This window comes from Bacillus cereus group sp. BfR-BA-01311 (assembly GCF_022664295.1).
Taxonomy (GTDB): Bacteria; Bacillota; Bacilli; order Bacillales; family Bacillaceae_G; genus Bacillus_A; species Bacillus_A cereus.
Map to the genome: position 1 here is coordinate 70140 of NZ_JAKUHC010000002.1, position 19906 is coordinate 90045.

A 19906-nucleotide genomic window follows, 5' to 3' on the forward strand; every position below is an offset into this window, starting at 1 on the left:
CGAATTTCTCACACTCTATATTCCTCCTTATTTTTTCATTTCATTTTTCTTCAACTGCAACGGTGGTCCAGTCAGTCCTACTCGCCGAATAGTAAGCTTTGTATGAAGAGAAACCTCCACTTTTCGAAATTGTTTACTCCAATTCTTTTTTAACTCTTTCCATTCGGATGGATATTTTTGATGAATGGCTTCTCCAAATCCAAAGATATCGGTTCCGTATTGTTTTTGAACCTTTTTAATAGTTTGGAGAGCTTCCTTTTCGGACTGTTTTTCCAATACATGTTCTAAAAGAGTAAGATTTTTTGGCTGCGAAAGATCTAAATTCGTATTGTTCTCCTGAATTGTTCCTTCACCAGAAAAAACAATGTCACACTTAATTGTGTCCCCTTGTATAGTAGGTATGATTTTTCTATTGATCTTTGTCATATATAAACTTGCACTACCATTTCCTTTAGAGGCCGTTGCTGTAACTGTCTGTTTACTTAAACGATTCACTATCCAAAGAGTAGTTAACCATTCCTGCATGTTCAAGTATCCTACCAATTTGAAATCGTTGTTAAATATAGCACCGCCTACAATTTGAAACCCTTTGACCTCAGTTTTTCCTTTTTTATGAGACACATTTAGTTTAATAACGGGTAAAATCGGAGTGATTCCATCACTCGTACCAGCAATAAGAAAATTTAATAAAGACATATCTCCCGCTGCCTCTATTTGCATATGCTCTTTAAGTGCCCCAAGTGCCGGGATAGACTCTAAAGGGATGGATGCTTTCAGAAAATCTTTTGCAGTATTCCCTTTTATGACAAACACACCTGCTCGTAATCGAATATCAGGATCGCGGCTATATGCATCTAAAACTGGAGCAAGACCACTTTTAGCCATTTTTTCTCCAATCAATATTACACGCTGGTGCCCTCGAAAAATTTCTCTCGACATTTTTGTTTGCATCATTTGTATAGCTTCATGTGTATCCCTTCCCGTTCCCGATTCTGTAAAAAACGCTTTTCCTGCATTACTTCTTCCGCTCTGTCCCATCCCCATTTTTGATGGAATAATAAACTGAGCACTAATTTCAATCTTATTATTCTTCGCTTGATCAAGTCCCCATCCTAATTCTATTGCCAAATCATTTAATTCTGTCCGATCCCAACATCCCGTCAAGAAGCATAAAGAAATGACCAGTATCATACAGAGTGCCTTGTGCAGGCTCATTCTGTTTCCCCTCCCCGTTTCTCATCTGGCTTTTGTCCACCTGGAAAACGGACTTTCTCTTCACCAGATACCATTATTGGGCGGTGGGTCATATTCCAACGAGGTGTTCGGAGAAAAACATCCTTTAAATCACGAGGAGTTTGTGGTGCAACTGGACTTAAATACGGAATGCCAAAAGAACGAATGTTAGTTAAATGAATCAAAATCGCAAGGGTACTTATTGCAACACCGTATAGCCCTAGCATCCCTGCCAATAACAGCATCGGAAAGCGTAACATCCGGTAAGCTGTTCCTAAGTTGTAGCGCGGGAACGCAAATGACGCAATACCGGTCGTCGCCACAACAATGACCAAAGGTGCGGAAATAATACCTGCTTGCACAGCAGCTTGCCCGATAACAAGTGCTCCGACAATACTAACTGCTGATCCAACAGGTTTGGGTAACCGAACCCCCGCTTCCCTCAAGCCTTCAAATAAAAACTCCATCATTAGCGCTTCTATGACAGCCGGGAACGGAATGCCTTCTCGCGCAGCTGCAATACTAATAAGCAAATTTGTCGGAATTAATTTAGGATGAAAGGTTGTAATAGCAACATAGAGAGAAGGAAGAAATAATGAAATATTAATTAATATTAAACGTATCCATCGAACAAAAGTTGTGTAGATGGAGCGTTCATAATAATCCTCCGCTGCTTGTAGACCAGTCCAAAATGTCATAGGAACAATCAAAACGAAAGGTGTGTTATCTACTAAAATGGCGACTTTCCCCTCTAATAAACTTGCACAAACCGCATCTGGCCGCTCAGTATTTTGAATTTGTGGAAAGGGTGAAAAGGGTTGGTCCTCAATAAACTCTTCAATGAAAGCTGACTCCAATACTCCATCAATTTGAATTCGCTTTACCCTTTGGCGAACTTCATCCAAAACCGAATCAGGTGCAATTCCCTCAATATAAGCAATTACCACATCTGTCTGTGACAATTCCCCAATCGAATAAGGTTCCATTTTTAGTTTTTGGCTTCGAATTCTTCGGCGAATCAGGCTCGTATTGACCCTTATCGTTTCCGTAAACCCGTCCCGAGGGCCACGAACAGAGATCTCGGCAGCCGGCTCTTCAATACCTCGTTTTTCAAAACCTTTTAAATCAGCGACTAGAGCTTGACTTTCTCCTTCTGTTAAAATGACGATATTCGCTTTCAATACTGCTTCTATAACCTCACGAACTTTAGAAATTGTCTTTACTTGAGAAACCGCAATTAGCTGATTTTGTATAATTTCTCCTACCGAATCCACACTCTTTACTCCACTAGGCAGACCTTCAAACATCATTGGTTTCAAAACAACTTGTTCCACAACTTTAGTGTCAACTAATCCATCTATATAAATAAAAAGAATTTTATTTTGACTATCTATGATTATTGGACGAAAAACAATATCGGAACAATTTTCAAAAACTTGTCTCAAAACTTCTTCATTCGCAGATACACTCTGCTTGAGTCCGCACTCTTGATCATTTTGGAGCAGCATACTTGCACTCTCAAGTTCCTGAATATCTTTTCTCAAACGCTTTCTACTAAGTTTTTTCATCATACTACCCCATTTATCGAGTGGTTTATGTTTTGAACCCAATTGTTAGTAATTTCTTGACAGAATAGCTTTAAAAAACCGTTCCACTAAATGTTTTTTGTAAGTAATCATTTATCTAGAAAACAAAAGGAAAATATCCCCTCTATATCCTTCTTAAAATTTCCTTACACATGAAAATTATTCAATTTTTTCTATAAGTTAGTTATTCTAAAATGAGGTATCCATAAAGTAACTTGTAAATTCTGCTTTGTTAAATTGGTAGTAATAAGCTTATAGAAGCGAGCAAAAAAAGCATGTCCTGAAGAAAGATAAATCAGAACATGCTCTTAATTTATTTATTTGATACTATAGACGTTGATCTTTCTGGAAGTTTAGTTGAAAATGATCCGCTTCATTGTATACCCCGAATTCATATCCTTTTTCCTTATAAAATTTAATAATTTCCGGAAGCGCTTGTAATGTCTGTAGTTTTTCATGCATTAGAACTACTTCCACATCTTCTGTTGTTGTACGCTTTACATTTTCTATAATTTGCTGTGGGTTACCTTTTAATTTCCAATCATTTGAATCTATCGTCCAATCCCAAACTTTTATTCCTGCTTCTACAATTTTGTTACGAATGTCCTGCCCCTTTAATCCTGGTGCAGATCCATATGGGGGACGGACTAGTTTAGGAGTTGTACCTGTAATATTATGAATAAGAGCTAACGTTTCTTTCATCTCCGTTACAAATTGTCCTTTTTTGTATAGCTTATCACTATTATGTGTCATACTATGTGCACCAATATAATGTCCTTCTTTTACTGCTCGTTTTACATTTTCCTGAAAACCGGTATTCTGTAAATTGCTACCTTGCATAAAAAATGTCGAAGCAACATGTTGCTCTTTTAGTACATCTAAAAATTTGCCAGTTAATTCGCTAGGACCGTCATCAAATGTTAAATAAACAACCTTTCCTACTGGTTTTCCATCAGCTCTTTTCTGTTTTGCCAGCGATGTGTCTTCTTTCTTTCCTTGTTGTTGCGTATTAGCTAGCCTAATATTTTCATTAGCTACCCCTTTCGCTGGGATAGAGTTCCATTTCCCTATTAAAAAGAACGTGAAAAAGGTCGTTGCTAAAACAACTCCTAGAGATAGTATTGCCTTAGTTACTACACTTGTTTTTTTCTTATTTTGTGATTCTTTCATTATGTTTCGATCCTTTCCCTACTCATTTTCATATTCATTATTTATGCAGCTAAACATTAACTTCAGCTGATATTTACAATAAATAGATTAATAGAGGAAGGCGAAGATAAAATGCAGATAATGTCGAAATTAGTTAAAGAATAGCCTATTACATCCACTCTTTAAAAAAATATTTGTTTCTCTACTACAGTTAAATTTGAAAACTGGATATACATCCAAAATAAAAAATATTACTCTTTCTAAATAACATTTTCACATCAAGATAATAGCATACCGGTATAAAGATAAAATACAGAGATGGCCGTACTATTGAAATTCTATTATAATTTTGTAATTGGAATTCATTTGAACCAAATGAAGAACTAGAAGAAATATTATTATGTGGAGGTACTCCGATGAACCTTGTAATTAGAGAGTTAGAAACAAATGATTTAGATAATCTCCCGGAGATTGATGACAGTTTTATAGTGAATGCTCGGTTAATTCTTTCTCTTTCCAAAGGAAATAGACGCATAGAATATACAGTAGAAGACGTTCCAAGTTATGAAAAAAGTTATTTACAAAATCAAGATGATAATGAAGAACTGGCTTACAATGAATATATAAATAAACCTAATCAAGTCATTTACATAGCTCTGTTACATAACCAAATCATTGGATTAATGGTATTAAAAAAGAATTGGAACCACTATGCTTACATAGAAGATATAACGGTAGATAAAAAATATCGTACACTCGGAGTTGGTAAAAGATTAGTTGATCAAGCAAAGCAGTGGGCAAAAAAAGGCAATATGCCAGGTATCATGCTTGAAACGCAAAATAATAATGTCACAGCATGTAAGTTCTATGAAAAATGTGGATTTGTAATTGGTGGGTTTGATTTTCTTCTTTATAAAGGTTTGGATATTGAAAATGATGAAGTTGCGATTTATTGGTATTTGCATTTCAAATGAAACTGTTTTAAACATGAAACAAAGTCAAAATAAAAACCCCAACCTCTCTATATTAAAATTGAGAAACTGGGGTTAAGTTACTTAACAATATTTTTCATTTAAAACAAATAACTAATTAATAATCCTGCTGATAATAAGAAGCCGAAAATCGTATTTGTCATCGCTGTTGATTTCATTGCGATGCGCATATATCCAGGATCCTTTGCCCCTTTTTGGAAACTTTGAATTGCAGAAATTGGCTTTCTCAAACCTAGGAACATAACTAATGCCCAAGGGCTTATATAACCCATTAATACAATTACGGCAATCCATAAATACGCAATGAAAAATGCTACCGCTAGTGTTACCACAGCTTTCTCTCTCCCAAGGAGGATTACTAATGTCTTTCTTCCACCTTTAATATCTTCTTCGATATCTCGGATGTTATTTGACATATTGATTGCACCTACTAAAATTCCAATTGGAATGGAAATCAATACACTTTCAATCGTTACAGTATTCGTTTGAATAAAGAAAGCAATGAGTACAAAACATGTCCCCATTAACAACCCAGAAACTAATTCTCCAAACGGAGTGTACGCAATTGGTAATGGACCGCCTGTATATAAATAGCCAACCGCCATTCCAATTAAACCGATGACGACTAACCACCAGCTGCTATTCATACAAATATAAACTCCAATAATTGCTGCTACTACATACAATAAAAGGGCAACTGTTAACACATTTTTTGGCTTCAATCCATGACGGACAATTCCGCCACCGATGCCAACGGATTCAGCGGTATCTAATCCACGTTTGAAATCATAGTACTCATTAAATAAGTTCGTTGCTATTTGCAGCGCTAAACATGCAAGCATCATCGCAATAAATAAAAGCCAATCAATTTTGGCAACATAAAGTGATGCCACTGTCCCTAAAATTACAGGAGAAAACGTCGCCGTTAATGTATGCGGGCGCGTCATCTTCCATATTAATTTAGCGGAACTAATTTCCTTTTCATTCCCCATAACTCTGTTCAATCTCCCTACATTTTAAGTATAAATTACTAGCAGTATCTTTCTATCTATTTCCTGCCACGCATCCATTCATTATAGCAATAAATGATTATCCTTTCTAACAAATCAACTTTTAATAAAGTAAAATTTATAAAATGAAACTTTAATCAGTAGTAACTTCTTGTTTTTGTTCACTCGAAACGAATTCAATTGTAAATGGAGCCCCTTCTTCTATCGCTCTTTTCAGTACCTCAAACGGTGCGAATGAGACAAGTTCTCCAAAACCATCAAACAATACAGTTTGTATTTTCATTTTTAGAACACCTCATATGTTTTGTTTTATAAATCCCAAAGGAGAAGAAAGGTTATCTACAAATTAATAATGAAGACAACCTCTCTCCCCTTACTCTATAAACCTTCAAATGTTCCTCTAACTGCCTCGCATCTTCTAATACACTTAGCGTTTTCTTCACAAAATTCCAATTCAAACTACCGGATAACCATAACAATGAAGAAAGTCTCTTATAATCATTTGGTGTTACAATATTATGTACCGTATACCCTTCTAAAAATGAACTAGCAACACTTGAGCATACTTCATGAGACTGTATTCCTTCTGTTCGCGAGTACCATTTTATTAAAAAGGCTAGTCCTTCAATACGATCAACATATCCAATTGATTCAAAATCTACAATTCCTTTTACACATTGACTTGAGTCCCATAAAACATTCAAAGGATTTAAATCTGTTTGTACAATAAACTGTAAATTACTCGTATATGCGCAATCTATATGATATGTAGCAAGATTTATGTACTCCCGTAATTCCTTACATGCGCTTACCTTACTTTCTAACATATCAATAAACTGGGCATACCCATCTAAATGGGATTTCTTTTGAAAAATCGAGCTTTGAAATGTACTAGAAATATCATGAATCTTTCTTGCCTTCTTTCCAAACGATTCTGCAATAGATTCTGTGCAGTGTGTAAGATGCTCTCCTTCAATCCAATTAGACAATACAAATCGGTACTGTTCATCATTCCAAGTGACTAATGTAAATGACTCCCCTGACGTATTCTTGTTAATTTGCATAAAAGGAATTCCATGCCCTCGTAAATAATAGGTAAAGCGTACTTGCTCTTTCAATTGTTCATTTGATAACGCTCCAAAAGCTGGATTGATTATTCGATTGCTATTCATAAACCGTGCGGAATATCGCTTTCCATTTACCATGATTTTATAGTGTAAATCTGTATGCCAGCTATTTATATGTAATTCTTCTTCTATTACTAATGAACGGATTTCTGTAAAATAATTCATTAATACATCTTTTATTATGTGCTTCACTTCCTTCTCTCCTTTCATACAAAAAATTAACGTACATGCAATCCATTCTATTCCCCATAACAAAATGTATTTCACTTCATTAAGCATAGCTAGGATATTTCAAATAGGAAATAGAATTATAGAAAATAGTAGATGGGGGGCATATTATTGAAGAGATTAACATTCGGTATGATTGGAGCATTAAGTATCACCTTATTAATTGGATGTACAAGTAATTCAAATGAAACGAAAGCTTCCAATAAAGAAGCATCCACAACAGTGAAAGAAAAAGAAATTGTATATGAAAACGTTATGTTTGAACAAAAAGAAGTGAGAAAACTTGAGATTAGTCCTGTAAATTCAAAAGGGAGTAATAAAATAGTAAATAAAACAAATATGAAAACAATTTTTACAAGTATGGAAAGCGCAGAGAAAAAAACACTCCTTCTAGATCAAGATGCAAAAAAACATATGCATTCAAAAATGAAGGTTACTTATCAAGATAAATCTATGCAGGAATTTTTTGTTTGGATAGAATCGGATGGTGACATCGTAATGGCAAAAGCGAGCGATGAAACACACGGTGAAGGTTATGATTTAAGTGAAGATAATTCTAAAAAAATCATTCAGTTTTTCGAAAAGGCATCCCAGTAATAATTATACAATAGATAAAAAGCCGCATTTGCGGCTCATAAACTTATTGAACTAACGAATACCTTACCGTTTAATCGCATCCACAATTAACGATGGGCAACCAAGTTTATCTCCTTGATTTCTAGGATCATATCTTTTTGATCGGAAAATAACGCCATCATTTGCATCCCATTCTTTGTAATAAAATTGCCCATTTTCATCGCAATATTCCAGTAAAACTATTTCAAATCCAGCTGTTTCAAACATTTTCGTTAATGTTTTATAATTATAAACGATTTTATGGCTTGCAGCTGGATGGTCTTTCGGGCCAGGTCCGCCTACTTGCACTATATTTTGATATGTTTCATCTTGGAAAAATGCATCAGGGACACCGCACCGAATATGGCCTGACGGTTTTAAAAATTTATAACAAATGCTAGCTGCTTTTACCCCTTCTTCAAAAGTAAGGTGCTCCCATACATGCTCTGCTAAAATAGCTGAAATGGAGTTATGTTCAAATCTTGCTTCCCACATTGTTTCAACTAATAAATTAAGATCATCTTCTTGCGTTTGAATCCAGCCCGGATTGTTATTAAATGCCCCAGCTGCCACTACTACTTTCATTTCGTCTTGTTTTATTACCATTATTTTCACCTCGTATGAATTTTAAGTCATTAGATTTTTCGTAAAATCGGATTTGCATGTCCTTTTCTTACATGTATGAATTAAAAAAACTACTTCTATATTCAACAGATTATTCAAATAGAAAATAATATCCTACATAATTAAATACATTTGTAAACCCTACATTTTCCACAACTGCAACAGAAGGCTTGTTCAATTCCATACAGTCCCAATATGGAATAATATCATTCTCCAAACAATCTTTCACAAAACTATGCGCTATCTTTTGAGCTAATTTTCTCCCTTGGTGACCTTTTATCGTTTCAATATCTATACAATGTATATTTTCAAAGACGAACCCTGAAAAACAAACACTCACAATTAAATCATCATAAACAATGCAATAGCCAATCCCCTCATTGAAAAAAGAATCCGGTGAAGACCAAAACTCTAAAATTTTTGATTGTAAAAAATCAATGTTCTTAAATGTATTATTATTATTTTCATAGAGAGCTTTACTCATTTTCAGTACAGTATATCTCTGTTCAAATTTAGGCTCATGATGATTTTCATAATCCTCTTTTCCTAGCATATACACTCTTTGATTCCAACTCTTTAATTTACGATGCTGAAATATTCTTTCGATTGTTTTATTCCACTTCGAATGATTCCCGATTCCTTCAAAGCAATCTAATCCTACTTTCCTCGCCTCAGGTACTATTACATGATTAATAAAACGATTCACTTCTTTATTAAACTCTTCATTTTCAGCATCTCCAATAAAGAAGAAGCCATCATTATTACCTAACCAAATGAGTCCCGAATTAGGAGAAGTCACGTTATCTACAAATATACGACCAGGATTCACTCCTGCAATTACAGCACGTACCTCTAATTGACCTTGTTCATTCACTAAACGATTACACCTATAAAAATCATCCTTGCTTAGTTCACAGATCATACGTTACACCCCTTTTTTAAACTGTTCTATTCTAACTTTACCATTTTACATAATATTCTGTATTTTTACTAAGAGTAGTTTTAAAGCGATGCGATAAGTAAATGAAATACATAATAAAAAAGAGCCAATCTCCAACACAATAGAAGATTGACTCTTTCCTTTATTTACTCACCTGTTTCAGAAAATCGTTTTATACGTTCACCAATTTCATCGCGAACACGTTGAAATTCAGACCATTCTTTTCCTGCCGGGTCATCAAATCCCCAGTGAACACGATTTACGTGCGAAGGTGTCGAAGGACAAACAGAATCCGCATGACTACAAAGTGTAACGACTAAATCAGCATTATTTAAAATGTTTGTATCAATCATATCTGATGTTTGATTTGTTATATCGATATTCACTTCATTCATTGCTTTAATCGCATTGGGATTCACTCCATGTGCTTCGATTCCTGCAGAATATACATTCCACTTACCTCCTAAATATTGTTTACCCCACGCTTCTGCCATTTGGCTTCGGCATGAATTTCCTGTACATAAGAAATAGATTGTTTTTTTGTTTTCCATGTTGTTTTCCACCTTTGTTTTTAAGTTGATTGATCATTAAAATATTTACGTTTAAACCAAAAAGCGACATTTACAAGTGCAATCATGACAGGTACTTCGACTAACGGTCCAATGACAGCTGCGAATGCTGCGCCCGAATGAATACCAAACACACCAACTGCTACAGCAATTGCTAACTCAAAGTTATTACTACCTGCTGTAAATGCTAACGTTGTCGTCACCGGATAGTTTGCACCAATTTTTCTTCCCATAAAGAAAGAAATAAAAAACATTACAATAAAATAGATTAATAACGGAATCGCTATTCTTACCACATCTAGTGGCACGCTAACAATCATCTCTCCTTTTAAAGAGAACATAACGATGATTGTAAATAGCAATGCAAGTAATGTAAGTGGACTAATTTTAGGTATAAACACTTTTTCATACCACTGTCTTCCTTTTAACTTAACTAGTACAAAGCGTGTCAACATACCTGCTATAAAAGGAATTCCTAAATAGATACATACTGATTTTGCTACTTCTATCATTGTAATATCGACAATAGCACCTTCAATCCCTAACCATTCTGGAATTACAGTTACAAATACGTATGCATAAACTGAGAAAAAGAGCATTTGGAATACCGAATTAAAAGCAACTAAACCTGCCGCATACTCTTTATCCCCATCAGCAAGGTCATTCCAAACAATGACCATTGCAATACAACGTGCTAACCCAATCATAATGAGACCAACCATGTATTCTGGTTTATCAGGAAGAAAAATAATTGCTAACACAAACATAAGTACCGGACCAATAATCCAATTTTGTACTAAAGATAGCACTAACACTTTTACATCTTTAAATACTCGGCCCATTTCCTCATAGCGAACTTTCGCTAACGGTGGATACATCATTACAATTAAACCAACAGCAAGGGGAATAGACGTCGTTCCAACCTGTAATGTATTCAGTCCGTCTACTACACTAGGAAACACAAACCCTAAACCAATCCCAACAGCCATCGCTAGAAAAATCCATAGTGTTAAATATCGGTCTAGAAAAGATAAACGTTTCATTTTATTTTCCATCTCCTATTAACAACAAGAATTTTTAGCTACCTCATTTGAAGTCGCGCAACAAGATGACTCTTCAATTTTGTGAACATTACTATCTGCTTTCGTATAAAAGAATTCCCACTCATTCCCATCTGGATCTGTTACCCAAAACTTATCTTGCACTGCATAGCAACAAGTCGTATCCATCTCATCACGCGCGAAGAAACCTTCTTTTTCTAATCGTTCTTTATGCAATGTAATTTCTTCAGCTGTATCCACTTGGAAACCAAAATGATTTACCTGATTTCCCTTCACTTCATCTCGTACGTTCAGCGTAAAATTAAGTCCTGGCGTCTCTAATAAAAATTTTGCATAATCTGTTTTCACTTTAACTGGTGAAACACCAAATACCTTTTCATAAAATTCAATAGACTTCTCTAAATTCGTAACGTTTATACCGACGTGAACATACCTCATACCTTATTCCTCCTTTTTATATATTATTAATCAATTTTTTTTGATTAATAACTCAAAATTTTAACAGCAACTACCTTTCCCTGTTTTTCTAAAGATACAGCACAATTCTTCTGATAATAAATTATTCACTTCCGCATCATTTAAATCATAATAACTCCACGTACCTTTTGTTTCTTTTACAATCAAACCTGCATCTAATAAAATTTTTAAATGATATGATAATTTAGATTGCGTCATTTCAAAAACTTCTGTTAAATCACATACACACGTCTGTCCTCGCTGGCAAAGTTCATACATGATTTCTAAACGTTTCTGATCCGCCAACGCTTTAAACTTTTTCTCATAGAGCTGAAAATTTTGTGCCACTGTAGTTCACTTCCCTTCATCAACTTTTTTTGATGTTTATAGTATATACGTAGATGAGTTCTATATGCAACTTATTAATCAAGTTTTTTTGATTTATCTAAAAAACTTCCTCGCATCATATCTTTATTACAATAAAAAAAGACCATAACCTTTTCAAAAATGAAAAACTATGGTTCTTTTTACAACTTAATAGTTACAATATTTCTGAGGAATGGAGTCTCTATAACTGTTTTAAATTTTAATTTGATCATTATAGAGTAGTGTCCCATCACCCTCAATCTAAGAAAAACAAATACCCCAAAATGAGAAAAATCGATATAACTCTTGTTTTTGGTGCATATTCATAAAAAGCACGTCAACCTTTCTCATTAACATAAGAGAATAGTAACGTGCTTTTAATTTCAAAAATAGTCTAAATCCTTAAGTTGATGGTTGTGGGGCGGGACCCCAATAAGAACGGTATCTAAGGTTGTATGAGAGGTGTTAATTCCATTCCAATGGCCTCAGCCGGCGATTAACTCAAATACCGATTTCGGATGACCCCCATGTGATGAAGTTCGTGTCCCGCGATGCCGTACGCGAGGGCGCGCGCCGTAATGCTTAGGTTGTTGGCTGTCCCCTTGCGGATCCACGCCTCCGCCGGTAGCCCGCGCAGCAATGTGATCGTTGATTGCCGTACGGCCCGGTAGTCTTCGGCCAATTGCGCCGTTGTCCAGCTTCCGAAAGGAGGCAGGAACAATTCCTGATCGAAACCGGTCAGAGGCGTCTGGTCCCCTCTTGCGAACCGGAGCAGGCGGTAGGTCATGACTCGTTCCGCGTCTGCAATGTGGCCCACGACTTCTTTCAGCGTCCATTTTCCTTCCGCATACCGATATGCGGCCTGGCTTTCGGTCAACGATGCCAGGAGCTCGGTCATTTGCTTTTCCTGGGCGAGCAGAATGTCGATGATGTTACCGTCCGGCGCCAAACGGATATATTCGCCGGAGCTCCCGGCGTATTCTTCTTCTGACGGTCTTTGATTCATGCGTAGTCACCTCTTTATGTAGATATAGAAAATTATAGCGCTCGTCTATGTCTAACAAATTCGCGAAATGATAGAACTTCCCTTCTAATAATTGAGGATAAGCAACTATTTAGTCGGTCGCCACACTATCCGGATTCGTTAGCACAATAAGCAATGCTAATCAATGATGCATAAAAATTATCTGTTATACAATATTTCGAAGTTATTAATATATATTGAGTTATTCCGAAACATACATAAATACATTTTGTCGAAACTATTTAAAAAGAGGAATTTCTCTAACTGAAGAATTAATAATTGTGTTACCAATATGTAAAAATCTCAATTTAAAACTAAAGGAGAATAAAATGGGACAAATAATTGTATCGATGTACCTCTCACTAGATGGTGTCATGGAGGAACCAGCTTGGACTGCTCCATATTTCAATGAAGAAGTAGCAAAGTTTCAATCCGATTTACTGTTTGAAAGTGAAGCTCTTCTACTAGGGCGAGTAACCTATCAAGGTTTTGCAGCTGCCTGGCCTTCTATGACTGATGAAGAAGGTTTTGCTGATAAGATGAACAGCATGCCTAAATTTGTTGCCTCAACAACATTGGAAAAAACCGAATGGAATGCAAATCTTATCAAGGGTAATATTGTAGAAGAAATATCGAAACTGAAGGAACAGCCTGGTCAGAACCTTTTAATTTATGGTAGTGGTGAGCTTATACAAACATTGATGCAACACGACCTCATTGATGAATATCACTTTATAATCAATCCCGTTATCGTAGGGAGCGGAAAGCGTCTCTTTAAAGACCAGAGTAATACAAAAGCATTAAAACTTATAGAAACAAGAACGACCAATTCAGGTGTCGTTATTCTTTCCTATCAGCCGGAGAAAAAAGAATAATTATTGATAAATTATATAAAAAAAGATTGACTCTTTCAGATCAGGAAAAGTTAAAAATAACTTCCAATAACGAGAATAATGTAAATAAGCTGTCCATGTAGACAGCTTATTGTTTTTTTGCTTAGCGTGCAAAATTCGCGTCTTGTTCGCGGGACCCCAAACAGTACGATTTTATTTCAAAGACACAACGATCTTACTACACACTTTTTATTTATCCCACACTCTCATCTGCTAGTATTACTATTTTTTATTACTAATGTTGCCGTTTCACTCGGATGGCTAAGAGGAAAATGATGGCCATATGGAACAAAATCAACCTTACCAAGATGCGATGGAGCAGAATAGGCTCTGTCATAATCCCCCCAAATAATGTGAAGATTATACTTTGTTACTTCATTGAAATCACCTTGATCGTTTTTCAGTAGTAAACTGTTAAGCTGAACCGTAGTATTTAAAATTCTAGGAGAAGTAAAACTTTTACTTATCTTTTCAATATAATGTTCAGGGATGCTCTCCGTACTTTCAAACAAACCATTACTTAATAAATAACGCCCTATCAAATTAGTAGTTGCCAGTTTTAATGTCCATTTGTTCATAACTTGAGGAACATTTAGCGATTTAGCATTTTTTTTAGCAACAGGTGGCTGAAGTAAAGTGATTGAATACTTCTTATCTATGTACTCTTGTACCAATGCTTCCAGAAGAATAAACGCACCGAATGAATGTCCAATTAGATGCGCACCATTAGTAGCTTTCTCCAATAACTTTTTCACTACATTCAAATAGATATCTAGAAGATTTTTCTCTCGTTTAAAAGGAGAACGTCCCAAACCTGGAAGATCCAAAATCCATACAGGTTGACCAGTTTTTTCATGAAGCTCTTGTGCTAAAGGAAATAAATCCTCTCCATCACTCAATAAACCATGTAATAAAATAAACGGTTTACCCGTTCCTTGTAATTGGTAAAGGGTAGTGTTATCGCATAATGTTCGTTTAAATAAATGATTATGCCGGCCATTTTGATACATCATTCGATAATCCAGATCTGCTACTACGGCAGGGAAAAATTTCATTACACTCGTCTTCTTAAACCAATCTCCTCCCATAATTTTTTTCGCTGAAACATTTGAAAATTTTTGTTTTGTAATAAAATTCAGTCCATCAGAAGGAATTTTTGTTATTTTACTTCCTCCACTATTCATAATTGCTTTCATAAATGGCATTGGAACAGAGATTTTTGGTGCCCTCATATTCATACTTTCCGACATAATACTTAATAATTCAGCAATGTTCTGATCGTGCTGTTTGTCTTCAACAAGTGTATATGTTTGAATAGTCGGTTGCTCCAATCTGAAAACCTGCACAATAAACTTCGCAAGCTCATCGTTTGAAATAAGTGGTAACCTATATCCCTTACCTCCAGGAATCACTGGCATGAGCCCTCTTCGCATACTCATTACAAGCAAACCTAATCCTGCTATCTGCTCTGTACTCCCTGTTTTACTACTACCGACTACAGTTGGCGGATTAATTACAGAAAGCGGATAACCTACTGCTGATGCCTGCTGACGGATATAAAGATCTGCTAAAAATTTTGTTCTCTCATATGGATTTTTTATTTTCAAATAATTGTTTCCTTCTTTAAACACATCAATTGCAATCTTGCTATTTTTATCATCAAAGGGACTCATATAACCTACAACATGAATAAATTGTTGCAAACCCTTCAATTGATGAATACTTTTAGCTAATTCACTAATATGTTTGGCGCCATTTAAAAATACGGAAGCTGCCTCTTTACTTGTCGCTTGAATATCCATGGGGCCTCCTGCATGAATAATCACATCCGTTTTCAATACCCTCTCCTTATCTTCAGCACTTAGACCTAAATCTATTTTCGTCAAATCACCTTCAATAAAGTGCATAACTTCCTTTTTTAAGATGCCTCTTTCTTGAAAAAGGCGTGTTGCTTTATTTTTCGACCTCACTAAAAGAAGAATTTTAACATCCTCTTTGGCTAATTCTTTTACTAATTGTTTTCCAATAAAGCCTGTTCCACCAGTTAAAAATACTGTTCTCATATAAAATCCTCCCTTTAGTACTACTTAGTACTAATTTGATGTAAAAAAAATGCTTCTTTTATCGAAGCAATTTTAAAAAATGATCTGCTGTTTTCGTGATTACAGTTGCATCCTTCAATGTTTCTGAAATAAATAACGCTCCTTCAAGATTTGTAATAAAAAGTGATGCAACCTCATCAATATTAATCGTATTTCTAAATTCTCCATTCTCTACCCCTTGTTTAAGTAATAGAGAAACTTTCTTTTGTAATCCTGTAAAAAAAAGACCTATTTTTTCTTTTATTTGCGTGGCCTGTGTAGGACTTTGAATATAAAGAGTAATAAATGGACAGCTTCCCTTATACTCTCTCGATTGAACTCCTTGTGATAATTGCTTTAAAAACAGTTGGATACGATCTTCAACTAAAAATTGGTTCTGAGAAAGTACGTCATCAATTGCAGATTGATACATTTCAATCCAATAATCAACGACCCCTTCTAATAATACTTCCTTATTAGAAAAGTGATAATACACATTAGACTTTGAAACTTTGCTTACACGTACCAATTCATCCATACTTGTATAAGCAAACCCTTTTTCTAAAAATAATGTTGCAGCTACTTCAATCACACGTTTTTGATTCATTAATTTGATCTTTGTCATAACTAGAACTATATAGTACTAATTTAAACATTGCAAGTATTTATGTTAATTTTTAAAAAAGTTTGATTAAAAAAGTTCCACTAACATTGATTTTACTGCAAAAAAATCTTATTTTGAATAAAGTTGAACTGAACCCCGAAATTGTTCATTCACTATCGTCTAATAGGGGGCACCATACATGCCCGTCAACTTAAGAAAAAGAAATGCCCCCTGATTCAAGTTGCCTAGCGAAAAAATCACGTTTTAATAGACTTCTTTAGTATGCCTATCTTTCTATAAATTACTAGATTAGCTTGATGGCTATGGAGTAGTGACCCTATAAACAAAACCCACCAGAAACATCTAAAATCTGCCCCGTTACCCAGCGGCTATCAGAAGAAGCAAGGAATGCTACTGCATCTGCAATATCTTCAACTTGCCCTATTCGTCCGAACACAGATGAGTTTGTAGCAAAATTTCGTATTTCTGGATTATCTAGCAATTTTGCATTGATATCTGTCTTCGTATATCCAGGCATAATTGTATTCACTGTTATACCTCTTTCTCCGAGATGTTTAGCTAGAGGAAGTGTCATCGTATTTAATGCACCTTTACTTAAACCGTATGCAATAGACCCTGTAAAACCAAGTCTTACTTCAGCTGATGAAATGTTAATAACGCGCCCCTCTGCTCGTAGTAACGGTAATGTTTGCTGAATTAAGAAGAATGGTGCTTTCATATTTACAGACATAATTTCATCAAAAACTTCTTCTGTCGTATTTTCAATCGTTCCTTGTGTACCTATCCCTGCATTGTTTACTAAAATATCAATCTCTGATGTACCAACTTTTATTTGTAATTCATTCTTTAACTGTCTTACTAGCTTTTTGACACCATCAATTGAATTGAGTTCAGCTTCAATTAAGAACGCTTTTCCTCCATTAGATTCAATCTCACTAATTGTTTCATCTGCAGCTGCCTTATTTCGGCCGTAGTGAATCGCTACTAATGCACCGTCGTTTGCCAATCTCATCGCAATCGCCCGACCAATACCGCGACTCGCCCCTGTTACTATCGCTACTTTCCCATCAAGATTCTTCATTTTTTCCATCCTTCCTAAATTTCCGTTTAATAAAAATCTATACTTATATTTTCATGTAAACCCCAATCATTTTAAATATAAATTTATAGGTAATTTAGTTCCTTTACTTATGATATTATAGTTATAAATCACAATTTACTTTAGAAAATAAATCAAGGGAGATACCCCAATGCAAAATGCAGTAAAACTGGATGAAATCGATCACAAAATAATGAACTTGTTGTATGAAAATGCGAGAATTTCCGTTTCAGAAATAGGACGAATTATATCCATGACGCAACCTGCTGTAAAAGAGCGTATTAATAAACTTGAAGATCAAGGAGTTATAGCGGCTTATCGAACGAAATTTGAGCCTGCAAAAATTAATAAAAACATTCAAGCATTCATCATGTTTAAAACGAGCCAATGCTCTGATTTTATTCAATTTTGTAATGCCGCTCCTGAAGTAACAGATTTATATCGAATTAGTGGGGAGTTTAATTATATGATGAAGGTCATGAGCGATTCGATGGATTCTCTCGCTACATTTTTAGACTCTTTAATGCAATTTGGCTTGTCATCTCCTTTAATTGTTTTAAAGAGTGAGTTTGAGGAGAAATTGTCATTCTAATAAAGGATACGTATTATCCTCCGCTAACAGTAAAAGCTTTTCCTTTATGAGAAAATCCAACAAAATTAATGATTAGTAACAAAAAAAGAACATTGATTTTCAATGTTCTTTTTTATATCTCTACTTATTATTTAGATTGCTATTCGAAAAAAGTACCTTAATCCCCTTACCCTTGATTCCTCTGCGCCTCTCTAAACTCCTCCTTCACCTTCTCTAACAACCCTTCTTCCGTAATTAATCGATACGCCGTATTTGCTAATGCTTTTGCCGATGTAATTAATGCTTTATCTCCAAGTTCTGAACGTGCTGCTTCTCTAAATTCATTCGTATGTGCAATTAAATCATCTGGTCCGATTTTAATGTACGGATGAATTGTCGGTACGACTTGACTTACGTTTCCTGCGTCGGTTGAACCGATTCCTACTCTTTCTTTACGATTTACATCTTCACCTAATAGTTCTAGTTCTTCCGCTACAATATCGTTATATGTTTTTGTTACGAGTAATTCATCGATTTCATTTTGGAATTGATGGATTTTTACTTTCGCACCTGTTGCTAACGCTGCTCCCTCAGCAATGTTTCTTACTTTTTTTGTTACTTCCGCGCATCTTTTTCGCGTTGCTGCACGGATGAAGAACCTAGCCGCGGCATAGTCAGGAATAATGTTAGGTGCTTTTCCTCCTTCTGTAATGACACCATGAATTCTCACGTCTGACGGAAGTTGTTGGCGAAGTGCATTAATACCGTTATAGAGCTGAATAACCGCATCTAATGCGTTAATCCCTTCTTCTGGCGAAGCTGCAGCGTGAGCTGTTTTTCCGTAAAAATGAAAATCAAGTGGATCGACTGCTAGTGAAGGACTCGTTGTCGCTGTTTTTCCGCTCGGATGAATCATAAGCGCCGCATCAATGTCTTTAAATAAACCTGCCTTTACATAACTTGATTTCGCGCTACCATTTGGCCCGCCTTCTTCTGCTGGCGTACCAAACACGACAACTTCTCCGCCAATTTCTTCAAGTGTTTCTGATAATGCAATTGCTGCTGCAACACTAATTGTGCCGATTAAATTGTGACCACACGCATGGCCAAGTCCTGGTAAAGCGTCGTACTCCGCTAAAAATGCAATTGCCGGTCCTTGTTTTCCAGAGCTTTTTCGCGCGATAAATCCCGTTTCATGTCCAGCTATATTGTGCTGTAACTGAAACCCTGCACTACCTAGTAATAAACTTAACGTTCTAGATGCATAAAACTCTTGGTTACCAATCTCTGGATTCGCATGAATATCATGACTTGTTTCTATGTACTTTTCCTTATTTCTTTCGATACTCTCTTCAATTGTTTTTCTTTGTGACGTTACTCCTGTAGCTCCCATTGTTCTTCCTCCTTTTATTTTCACGTAAAAAAGCCTCTTTCTAAAAGATAGAAAGAGGCTTTTGTATATACAGTCAAAATGAGCTTCTTTCTTATCTTTCAAGTTACCTTGCTGGAATTGGCACAGTATTCATAACGAATCCGCTGCCGAGGTATCATAGGGCCAGTCCCTCCACCTCTCGTGATAAGAATTTTCATAAAATTATATTAAATTATTTTTTATTCTAAGTTCATTCCAAGTAAAAGTCAAGGAATTCCTATCCGA

Annotated in this window: 20 protein-coding genes, 1 pseudogene and 1 riboswitch; of the genes and pseudogenes, 4 read left to right on the forward strand and 17 right to left on the reverse strand. The window is 35.5% G+C overall.

Features of this window, described 5'->3' with window-relative positions; all coding sequences use genetic code 11:
* Positions 1-27: 27 nt before the first annotated feature.
* The 3 genes from MR136_RS05540 to MR136_RS05550 form a co-directional block, all read right to left on the reverse strand.
* Entirely contained in the window at positions 28-1215 is a 1188-nt protein-coding gene (locus MR136_RS05540) for a Ger(x)C family spore germination protein (RefSeq protein WP_000052112.1), read from the reverse strand.
* Positions 1212-2804, reverse strand: a complete 1593-nt coding sequence (locus MR136_RS05545; protein ID WP_031312239.1) for a spore germination protein — start codon at positions 2802-2804, stop codon at positions 1212-1214. The genes MR136_RS05540 and MR136_RS05545 overlap by 4 nt, the downstream gene beginning before the upstream one ends.
* Before the next feature lie 342 nt (positions 2805-3146).
* On the reverse strand, positions 3147-3989 hold the full coding sequence (locus MR136_RS05550) for a polysaccharide deacetylase family protein (protein ID WP_000665165.1): 843 nt from the start codon (positions 3987-3989) through the stop codon (positions 3147-3149).
* 395 nt (positions 3990-4384) lie between these two features.
* On the opposite strand from MR136_RS05550, the gene satA reads away from it, so the two are divergent.
* The gene (gene satA, locus MR136_RS05555) at positions 4385-4942 is read left to right on the forward strand and encodes a streptothricin N-acetyltransferase SatA (RefSeq protein ID WP_061457429.1); all 558 of its coding nucleotides are present in this window, start codon (positions 4385-4387) and stop codon (positions 4940-4942) included.
* Between the two features lie 98 nt (positions 4943-5040).
* Here satA and menA read toward each other — a convergent pair whose 3' ends face one another.
* The 3 genes and pseudogenes from menA to MR136_RS05570 all read right to left on the reverse strand — a co-directional run bounded on the left by menA (position 5041) and on the right by MR136_RS05570 (position 7289).
* A complete protein-coding gene (gene menA / locus MR136_RS05560; protein WP_016124826.1) occupies positions 5041-5952 on the reverse strand; it encodes a 1,4-dihydroxy-2-naphthoate polyprenyltransferase in 912 nt (303 codons plus the stop codon).
* A 157-nt stretch (positions 5953-6109) separates the two neighbouring features.
* Positions 6110-6253 (reverse strand): annotated as a pseudogene (locus MR136_RS05565) (DJ-1/PfpI family protein); the annotation flags it as partial.
* 52 nt (positions 6254-6305) lie between these two features.
* On the reverse strand, positions 6306-7289 hold the full coding sequence (locus tag MR136_RS05570; protein WP_061457513.1) for a phosphotransferase: 984 nt from the start codon (positions 7287-7289) through the stop codon (positions 6306-6308).
* Positions 7290-7436: 147 nt separating this feature from the next.
* Here MR136_RS05570 and MR136_RS05575 point away from each other — a divergent pair, with 147 nt between their 5' ends.
* Positions 7437-7922, forward strand: coding sequence for a hypothetical protein (locus MR136_RS05575; RefSeq protein ID WP_000826917.1), 486 nt, complete (start codon positions 7437-7439; stop codon positions 7920-7922).
* 63 nt (positions 7923-7985) lie between these two features.
* Here MR136_RS05575 and MR136_RS05580 read toward each other — a convergent pair whose 3' ends face one another.
* The 7 genes from MR136_RS05580 to MR136_RS05610 form a co-directional block, all read right to left on the reverse strand.
* The gene (locus tag MR136_RS05580) at positions 7986-8546 is read right to left on the reverse strand and encodes a class I SAM-dependent methyltransferase (RefSeq protein WP_000234929.1); all 561 of its coding nucleotides are present in this window, start codon (positions 8544-8546) and stop codon (positions 7986-7988) included.
* A gap of 109 nt (positions 8547-8655) precedes the next feature.
* The gene (locus tag MR136_RS05585; RefSeq protein ID WP_000562831.1) at positions 8656-9486 is read right to left on the reverse strand and encodes a GNAT family N-acetyltransferase; all 831 of its coding nucleotides are present in this window, start codon (positions 9484-9486) and stop codon (positions 8656-8658) included.
* A 164-nt stretch (positions 9487-9650) separates the two neighbouring features.
* Positions 9651-10055: an arsenate reductase (thioredoxin) gene (gene arsC / locus MR136_RS05590; RefSeq protein ID WP_000428364.1), complete on the reverse strand. Its 405-nt coding sequence runs from the start codon at positions 10053-10055 to the stop codon at positions 9651-9653.
* Between the two features lie 20 nt (positions 10056-10075).
* The gene (arsB, locus tag MR136_RS05595; protein ID WP_242259276.1) at positions 10076-11116 is read right to left on the reverse strand and encodes an ACR3 family arsenite efflux transporter; all 1041 of its coding nucleotides are present in this window, start codon (positions 11114-11116) and stop codon (positions 10076-10078) included.
* Positions 11117-11134: 18 nt separating this feature from the next.
* On the reverse strand, positions 11135-11572 hold the full coding sequence (locus MR136_RS05600) for an ArsI/CadI family heavy metal resistance metalloenzyme (protein ID WP_001271013.1): 438 nt from the start codon (positions 11570-11572) through the stop codon (positions 11135-11137).
* Between the two features lie 60 nt (positions 11573-11632).
* Positions 11633-11938: an arsenical resistance operon transcriptional regulator ArsR gene (arsR, locus tag MR136_RS05605; protein WP_002026021.1), complete on the reverse strand. Its 306-nt coding sequence runs from the start codon at positions 11936-11938 to the stop codon at positions 11633-11635.
* A 514-nt stretch (positions 11939-12452) separates the two neighbouring features.
* Positions 12453-12962, reverse strand: a complete 510-nt coding sequence (locus tag MR136_RS05610; protein WP_001076305.1) for a DinB family protein — start codon at positions 12960-12962, stop codon at positions 12453-12455.
* Positions 12963-13309: 347 nt separating this feature from the next.
* On the opposite strand from MR136_RS05610, the gene MR136_RS05615 reads away from it, so the two are divergent.
* The gene (locus MR136_RS05615) at positions 13310-13855 is read left to right on the forward strand and encodes a dihydrofolate reductase family protein (protein WP_000529755.1); all 546 of its coding nucleotides are present in this window, start codon (positions 13310-13312) and stop codon (positions 13853-13855) included.
* A 224-nt stretch (positions 13856-14079) separates the two neighbouring features.
* On the opposite strand, the gene MR136_RS05620 is transcribed toward MR136_RS05615, so the two are convergent.
* The 3 genes from MR136_RS05620 to MR136_RS05630 form a co-directional block, all read right to left on the reverse strand.
* Complete coding sequence (locus MR136_RS05620) at positions 14080-15936, reverse strand: alpha/beta fold hydrolase (RefSeq protein WP_061457431.1); 1857 nt, start codon at positions 15934-15936, stop codon at positions 14080-14082.
* 58 nt (positions 15937-15994) lie between these two features.
* The gene (locus MR136_RS05625; RefSeq protein ID WP_001072324.1) at positions 15995-16561 is read right to left on the reverse strand and encodes a TetR/AcrR family transcriptional regulator; all 567 of its coding nucleotides are present in this window, start codon (positions 16559-16561) and stop codon (positions 15995-15997) included.
* A 334-nt stretch (positions 16562-16895) separates the two neighbouring features.
* A complete protein-coding gene (locus MR136_RS05630; protein WP_061457432.1) occupies positions 16896-17660 on the reverse strand; it encodes an SDR family oxidoreductase in 765 nt (254 codons plus the stop codon).
* A 169-nt stretch (positions 17661-17829) separates the two neighbouring features.
* On the opposite strand from MR136_RS05630, the gene MR136_RS05635 reads away from it, so the two are divergent.
* Positions 17830-18270, forward strand: coding sequence for an Lrp/AsnC family transcriptional regulator (locus tag MR136_RS05635; RefSeq protein WP_001178562.1), 441 nt, complete (start codon positions 17830-17832; stop codon positions 18268-18270).
* A gap of 166 nt (positions 18271-18436) precedes the next feature.
* Here the strand turns inward: MR136_RS05635 and MR136_RS05640 are convergent, their stop codons facing one another.
* Positions 18437-19642 carry a M20 family metallopeptidase gene (locus tag MR136_RS05640; protein ID WP_061457433.1) on the reverse strand — a complete coding sequence of 402 codons (1206 nt, stop codon included), beginning with the start codon at positions 19640-19642 and terminating at the stop codon, positions 18437-18439.
* A gap of 88 nt (positions 19643-19730) precedes the next feature.
* Positions 19731-19832: riboswitch (SAM riboswitch) on the reverse strand.
* Positions 19833-19906: the final 74 nt, after the last annotated feature.